Source organism: Actinomadura geliboluensis (genome assembly GCF_005889745.1).
In the GTDB taxonomy this organism is placed as follows: Bacteria; Actinomycetota; Actinomycetes; order Streptosporangiales; family Streptosporangiaceae; genus Spirillospora; species Spirillospora geliboluensis.
The window spans coordinates 1-6,889 of sequence record NZ_VCKZ01000463.1 but is presented as its reverse complement, the minus strand read 5'-3'; the positions used below and the strand labels follow the sequence as shown (position 1 = coordinate 6,889).

General features: G+C 73.9%; 6 protein-coding genes. All 6 read left to right on the top strand.

Translation table 11 applies throughout. From position 1 onward, the window contains the following. On the top strand, nucleotides 1-1,850 hold a 1,850-nt coding region (locus tag ETD96_RS38520), incomplete at its 5' end, for a CDP-glycerol glycerophosphotransferase family protein (protein ID WP_171069439.1). Next, nucleotides 1,834-3,078 carry a glycosyltransferase gene (locus tag ETD96_RS38515; RefSeq protein WP_138641429.1) on the top strand — a complete coding sequence of 415 codons (1,245 nt, stop codon included), beginning with the start codon at nucleotides 1,834-1,836 and terminating at the stop codon, nucleotides 3,076-3,078. The genes ETD96_RS38520 and ETD96_RS38515, both read left to right, overlap by 17 nt. A gap of 24 nt (nucleotides 3,079-3,102) precedes the next feature. Continuing rightward, on the top strand, nucleotides 3,103-4,284 hold the full coding sequence (locus ETD96_RS38510) for an acyl-CoA dehydrogenase family protein (RefSeq protein ID WP_138641428.1): 1,182 nt from the start codon (nucleotides 3,103-3,105) through the stop codon (nucleotides 4,282-4,284). Next, the gene (locus ETD96_RS38505; protein ID WP_138641427.1) at nucleotides 4,281-5,060 is read left to right on the top strand and encodes an SDR family oxidoreductase; all 780 of its coding nucleotides are present in this window, start codon (nucleotides 4,281-4,283) and stop codon (nucleotides 5,058-5,060) included. The genes ETD96_RS38510 and ETD96_RS38505 overlap by 4 nt, the downstream gene beginning before the upstream one ends. A 7-nt stretch (nucleotides 5,061-5,067) precedes the next feature. Then, a complete protein-coding gene (locus tag ETD96_RS38500; protein WP_138641426.1) occupies nucleotides 5,068-5,685 on the top strand; it encodes a TetR/AcrR family transcriptional regulator in 618 nt (205 codons plus the stop codon). A gap of 22 nt (nucleotides 5,686-5,707) precedes the next feature. Then, on the top strand, nucleotides 5,708-6,865 hold the full coding sequence (locus ETD96_RS38495) for an acetyl-CoA C-acetyltransferase (RefSeq protein ID WP_138641425.1): 1,158 nt from the start codon (nucleotides 5,708-5,710) through the stop codon (nucleotides 6,863-6,865). Nucleotides 6,866-6,889: the final 24 nt, after the last annotated feature.

The following is a 6,889-nucleotide window of genomic DNA, read 5'->3' as shown; positions in this document are numbered from 1 at the left end:
GGGGCGAGGGCGGGCCCCGTGGGGGGCTCGGCCGCCGGATCCTGGACGTCACCGGCCTCGGCTTCCATGTCCGGCCCCTGAAGGAGCTGTGCCCGGCCGGGACCGTGACGCGGCTGGAGACGCGCGGCGGCCGCGCCCTGCTCGCCGGGCATGTGCCGAACCCGCTGCGCCGGATCCCGCTGGACGCCGAGCTGGCCGGGACGCTGGAGTTCCGCGACCGGCGCCGGAGGGCCCGCCGGGCGCGGGTCCGCGCCGCCGTCCGGCACGAGGGCGACCGCCTGGCCTGGCGGGCGGAGTTCGACCCGGCCGCCGAGATCAGGCCGCTCGGGTTCGTCGACCCCGTCTGGGACGCGTGGCTGCGCGTCCGGGCGGACGGCGAGGACATGGTCTGCCGTCTCGGCGAGGGCCGCGGATCGCCGCCGCTGGAGGGCGTCGCGCTGCCCGTCCGGCCCCGGCTGACACGGCTGGCCGGAGACAGCCTCCGCTCCCGCCTCACCGGCCGCGGCGACCTGGCGTTCACGCTGGAGGCGGCGAGCCCGTGGGCGCGGCTGGCGAGGGCCGCCGCGCGCCGCGCCGCCACCTCGGCGCCGGGGCGGCGCGCCTGGCGCCGCGTCCGGGCGGTGCGGCGGGCGGCGGCCCGGCGGCTCACCGCGCGCCGGACCAAGATCGCCGTGTTCAACCGGGTGCTCAGCCGGCTGCCCGTCCGGACCGGCCTGGCGGTCTTCGAGAGCCATCTCGGACGCCACTACTCCGACAACCCGAAGTACCTCTACCGGGAGCTGCGCGGGACGGGGCGGCCGATCACGGCGGTGTGGGCGTACGCGTCGTCCCCGAAGGGGTTCCCCACGGACGCCGTGCTCGTCCGCCGGGGTTCGTGGCGGTACTTCCTGGCGCTGGCGCGCGCCCAGTTCTGGGTGGACAACCAGGGCTTCCCCGAGGGCCTACGCAAACGCCGTGAGACCACCTATATCCAGACCTGGCACGGCTCGGCCGTCAAGCCCATGGGCCTCGACCAGCCCCGCCTGAAGAGGGCCTCCGCCGGCGAGAGGGCCCGGCTGCGGCGGATGGTGGAGCGCTACGACTGCTTTCTGGTGCGCTCCGGGCACGACGTCGAGACGCTGTGCGCCGGCCTCGGGGTGCGCTCCGAGCTGCTCCCGGCCGGCTATCCCCGCAATGACCCCCTGGTCAACGGGGTGGACGGCGATCCGGAGCTGGCCTCCGAGGTCGCGGCGCTCCGCACGTCCCTCGGCCTGGACGACGGGCGCCGCGCCGTCCTGTACGCGCCGACCTTCTCCACCGGGCCGGACGGGCGCCCCGGCGGACTGCTGGAGCCGCCCATCGACCCCGAGGTGTTCGCGCGGGAGCTGGGGGAGCAGTACGTGCTGCTCGTCCGGCCCCACTACCTGTGCCGGGCCAACGTCCCGCCCGGTGCCCGCGCGGTCATGCGGGACGTCGGCGCGGTGCCCGACGCCACGCTCCTGCTGCTGCTCGCGGACGCCCTCGTCACCGACCACTCCTCGATCATGTTCGACTTCGCGCTGCTGGACCGGCCGATCGTCCTGCACCTCCCGGACGGCCGCGACCTCGCCCCCGGATACCTCGACCTGAACCGGGAAGGGCCCGGGCCGATCACCCGCACCGAGCGGGAACTCGTCGCCGCACTGGCCGGGCTGGACGCGGCCGAGGCCGTCCACGGCCCCCGGCGCCGCGCGTTCGCCGCGCGCTTCGGCGAGCACGACCGGGGCACCGCCGCCCGGACGGTGGCGGACCGCTACTTCCCGGCCGCACGGCCGGGCCGCAGGAGTGAACGCACGAGCCGCAGGGGGAGCAGCCATGGCCGCACCGCGTGACGTCTTCATCGTGTGCAACAACGCCGACGACATGGGCGGGCTGCAGCGCTGGGCGCACCACATGGCGCGCCTGCTGGCCGGGCGCGGGGACCGCGTCACCCTCGTGGGGATCACCCGCGGCGCGGAGCCGTACCACCACGACCGCGACGGCTCCTACGCCGTCGAGGTGCTGCACCGGGAATGGCGGGCGCCGGTGCTGGCGTGGCGGCCGAAGAGCACGCTGCAGAAGCTGAACCCGGCGGCGCGCGCGCGGGATCTGCGGAGGACGGCGGCCCAGCGGCGCGGCGCCGGGCGCCTGTCGGAGCTGTTCGCCGCCGCCGGGCCCGGGGCGGTGGTGATCGTGGCGCAGGTGTGGGCGATGGAGTGGGTGCGGCTGGCCGACACGTCCGGGCTGCGGGTCGTGGCGATGAGCCACGAGTCGTACGAGGCCACCCGCAAGTCGACCCGGTACCGGAGGGTCAGGGAGCACTACGCCGGCGCGGACCGGATGCTGGTGCTGACGGCCGAGGACGCCGACGCCTGGGCCAGGGACGGCATGACGAACGTCGACCACATCCCGAATCCGCTGCATGTGACGCCGGCCGTCCACCCGACGCTGGACCTCCCGGTGGTCGCCTGCGTCGGGCGCCTGTCCCACGAGAAGGGCGTCGACCTGATGCTGGAGGCGTGGGAGGCGGTCCGCGCGCGCCATCCGGACTGGCGCCTCCACATCTACGGCGGCGGCCCCAAGGAGACGGAGCTGCGGGCGCGGGCGGACGCCGCCGGGCTGGCGGGTTCCGTGGAGTTCCGGGGGGTGGTCACCGACGTCGAGCAGGCGCTGGTCGAGGCGTCGGTGCTCGCGCTGCCGTCGCGGGCGGAGGGCTTCCCGATGTCGGTGCTGGAGGCCATGGCGTACGGGCTGCCGACGGTGGCGTTCGACTGCGCGCCGGGCGTCCGCGCGCTGCTCGGGGCCGGGGAGGAGAGCGGCGTCCTGGTCGAGCCGGGCGACACGGCCGCGTTCGCCGCCGCGCTGGACCGCCTCATGGGGGACCCGGAGGAGCGCCGCGCCCTCGGTGCCGCGGCCCGGGCGTCGGTGCTGCGCTTCCACCCCGACGCCGTCCTCGCCCGCTGGGACCGGCTGTTCGACCTGCTGCACCGGGAGCCGCCGCCCGTGCCCGAGCGCGCGCCCGCGCCCGCCCGCGAGGCCGCGGCCGCGGCGGAACCCGCCCTGGGGAGAGATTCTTTCTAACAACTGTTTGGTAGAGTCCCTGGCGTGAAGCAGAACGAGTCGCCGGCGGACCGCGCGTTCCGCGCCGAGGTCCGCGACTGGCTCCAGACGAACCTCTCGGGCGAGTTCGCGCACGCCCGCGGACTCGGCGGACCCGGCCGCGAGCACGAGGCGTTCGAGGAGCGGCTGGCCTGGGAACGGCACATGGCCGCGGCCGGCTGGACGTGCGTCGGCTGGCCGCGCGAGTACGGCGGCCGCGGCGCCACCGTCGAGCAGCAGGTGATCTTCCACGAGGAGTACGCGCTCGCCGACGGCCCCGCCCGCGTCAACCACATCGGCGAGAACCTGCTCGGCCCCACGATCATCGCGTTCGGCACCGACGAGCAGCGCGCCCGGTTCCTCCCCCCGATCGTGGCGGTCGAGGAGCTGTGGTGCCAGGGCTACTCCGAGCCCGACGCCGGCTCCGACCTCGCCAACGTGCAGACCCGCGCCGAACTGTCCGGCGACCACTGGACGGTCAACGGCCAGAAGGTGTGGACGTCGCTCGCCCTCGAAGCCGACTGGTGCTTCGTCGTCTGCCGCACCGAGCCGGGCTCGTCCCGCCACAAGGGCCTGTCGTACCTGCTCGTCCCGATGCGGCAGGACGGCGTCGACATCCGGCCGATCATCCAGCTCACCGGCACCTCCGAGTTCAACGAGGTCTTCTTCGACGGCGCCCGCACCGACGCCGGCAACATCGTCGGCGCGCCCGGCGAGGGCTGGAAGATCGCGATGGCCACGCTCGGGTTCGAGCGCGGCGTCGCGACCCTCGGCCAGCAGGTCGGGTTCGCCCGCGAGTTCGAGGGCGTCGCCGACCTCGCCCGCCGCACCGGCGCCATCGACGACCCGCTGCTGCGCGACCGGCTCACCCGGTCCTACATGGGCCTGGAGATCATGCGGCTGAACGCGGTGCGGACCATGGCGGGCGTCGCCGCCGGCGCCCCCGGCCCCGAGTCGTCCATCTCCAAGCTCGTCTGGGGCACCTGGCACCGCGAGCTCGGCGAGCTGGCCATGGACGTCCTCGGCGCCGCCGGGCTCGTCGCCGATGGTGAGCCCTACGACCTCAACGACTGGCAGCGGCTGTTCCTGTTCTCCCGCTCCGACACGATCTACGCCGGGTCGAACGAGATCCAGCGCAACATCATCGCCGAGCGCGTGCTCGGGCTCCCTAGAGAGGCACGCGGATGACGCCCCCGCCCTACGTCCCCGGCCACGGCCTGCTGAAGGACCGCGCCGTCGTGATCACCGCCGCCGCCGGCGCCGGGATCGGCGGCGCCACCGCCCGCCGCTGCCTGGAGGAGGGCGCCCGCGTCCTGATCTCCGACACGCACGAGCGGCGGCTCACCGCCTCCGCGCAGGAACTGGAGAAGGAGTTCGGCGCCGACCGCGTCGCCGCGCTGCCCTGCGACGTCACCTCCGAGGAGCAGGTCCAGGCACTGTACGGGCTCGCCGTCGAGCGCTACGGCCGCGTCGACGTCGCCGTCAACAACGCCGGGCTCGGCGGGACGGCCGACCTCGTCGACATGGCCGACGAGCAGTGGGACCGCGTCATCGACATCACCCTCAACGGCACCATGCGCTGCACCCGCGCCGCCCTGCGCACCATGCGCGACCAGGGCTCCGGCGTCATCGTCAACAACGCCTCCGTGATCGGCTGGCGGGCGCAGAAGGGCCAGTCCCACTACGCCGCCGCCAAGGCCGGCGTCATGGCCCTCACCCGCTGCGCCGCGCTGGAGGCCGCCGACCACGGCGTCCGGATCAACGCCGTGTCGCCGTCCCTCGCCATGCACCCGCACCTGGTGAAGGTCACGTCGGAGGAACTGCTGGACGAGCTGACACGGCGCGAGGCGTTCGGACGCTACGCGGAGCCGTGGGAGGTGGCCAACGTTATCGTCTTTCTGGCCAGCGACTACTCGTCCTACATGACGGGCGAGGTCGTCTCCGTCTCCTCCCAGCACGCATAGGAAAAAGATGAGTCCACGACGGCGCGACGCCGAGGGCACCGCCGCCGCCCGCGCGGAACGGCGGGCGGAACTGCTCGCCACGGCCGCGGAGGTGTTCGCCTCCCAGGGCTACTCCGCCACCACCGTCCGGAAGGTCGCCGACGCCGCCGGCATTCTCGGCGGCAGCCTCTACTACCACTTCGACTCCAAGGAGTCGATGGCCGACGAGATCCTCCGCACCTTCCTGGACGAGATGTGGGCCGGGTACGAGCAGGTCCTCGCGGCGGACCTCAACGCCCGCGACACCCTCGAGGCCATCGTCGCGCAGTCGTTCCGCTCGATAGACCGGCACCGGCCCGCCGTCGTCCTCTACCAGAACGAGTCCAAGCACCTCGCCACCAGCGAGCGGTTCCACTACCTGCTCGACTCGCAGCGCCGGTTCGAGGAGATGTGGCTGTCCCTGCTCGACCGGGGCGTCAAGGAGGGCGCGTTCCGCGCCGACCTCGACCGCACCCTCGTCTACCGGTTCATCCGCGACACCGTGTGGGTCGCGGCGAACTGGTACCAGCACGGCGGCCGGCTGTCCGCCGACGACATCGCCAAGCAGTACCTCGCCATGTTCCTCGAAGGCATCCAGGCGAGCTAGCCCCCGTACGAAGGAGAAGACCATGGCCGAGGCGTACATCGTCGACGCAGTCCGGGCCCCGGTGGGCCGGCGCAACGGCGGGCTCGCCGGCGCGCACCCCGCCGACCTCGGCGCGCACGTCCTCACCGCGCTCATGGACCGGACGAAGATCGACCCGGCCGCCGTCGAGGACGTCGTGTTCGGCTGCGTCGACACCATCGGCCCGCAGGCCGGCGACATCGCCCGCACCTGCTGGCTCGCCGCCGGGCTCCCCGAAGAGGTCCCCGGCGTCACCGTCGACCGGCAGTGCGGCTCGTCCCAGCAGGCCGTGCACTTCGCCGCGCAGGCCGTCCTGTCCGGGACGTCCGACCTGGTCGTGGCGGGCGGCGTGCAGAACATGTCGCAGATCCCGATCGCGTCCGCGATGACCGCCGCCGCGCCGCTCGGCTTCACCGAGGGCCCCTTCGCCGGCTCCAAGGGCTGGACGCGCCGCTACGGCGACCAGGAGGTCTCCCAGTTCCACGGCGCCGAGATGATCGCCCGCGACTGGGACCTGTCCCGCGAGGACATGGAGCGCTTCGCCTACGAGTCGCACCAGCGCGCCATCCGCGCCATCGACGAGGGCCGCTTCGAACGCGAGATCGCCCCCTACGAGGGCGTCGCCACCGACGAGGGCCCCCGCCGCGACACCACGCTGGAGAAGATGGCCGGCCTGAAGACCCTCGTGGACGGCGGGCGCCTCACCGCCGCCGTGTCGTCCCAGATCTCCGACGGCTCCGCCGCCCTGCTCATCGCCTCCGAGCAGGCCGTCAAGGACCACGGCCTCACCCCGCGCGCCCGCATCCACCACATCTCCGCGCGCGGCGAGGACCCCGTCCGGATGCTGTCCGCGCCGATCCCCGCCACCGCCTACGCCTTCAAGAAGACCGGCATGACGATGGACGACATCGACGCCGTCGAGATCAACGAGGCGTTCGCGTCCGTCGTCCTCGCCTGGCTGAAGGAGACCGGCGCCGACCCGGCGAAGGTCAACCCCAACGGCGGCGCCATCGCCCTCGGCCACCCCCTCGGCGCCACCGGCGCCCGCCTCATGACCACCCTCCTCCACGAACTGGACCGAACCGGCGGCCGCTACGGCCTCCAGACGATGTGCGAGGGCGGCGGCCAGGCGAACGTGACCATCATCGAGAGGTTGCGTTAGCCCAGGGGCGACCCCCTGGAACCC